Annotated in this window: 1 rRNA gene; it reads right to left on the bottom strand. The window is 52.0% G+C overall.

The features are described from left to right. Positions 1-185 (bottom strand): 16S ribosomal RNA (locus E4K09_RS05950); the annotation flags it as partial. Positions 186-223: the final 38 nt, after the last annotated feature.

The raw sequence follows: 223 nt of genomic DNA, 5'->3' as shown, positions 1-223 counted from the left end.
TAAATCTTTCTGCTCTCGCACGTATCCGGTATTAGCCCAAGTTTCCCTGGGTTATTCCGAACTGAAGGGCACGTTCCCACGCGTTACTCACCCGTCTGCCACTGACCCCGACGGGCCCGTTCGACTTGCATGTGTTAAGCCTGCCGCCAGCGTTCGTTCTGAGCCAGGATCAAACTCTCACGTTTAAAGAGAATTCGATCTCGACTATGTCACTACGCAAATT

Source organism: Microvirga pakistanensis, from assembly GCF_004458765.1.
Taxonomy (GTDB): Bacteria; Pseudomonadota; Alphaproteobacteria; order Rhizobiales; family Beijerinckiaceae; genus Microvirga; species Microvirga pakistanensis.
This window is presented reverse-complemented; position numbering and strand designations above follow the sequence as displayed.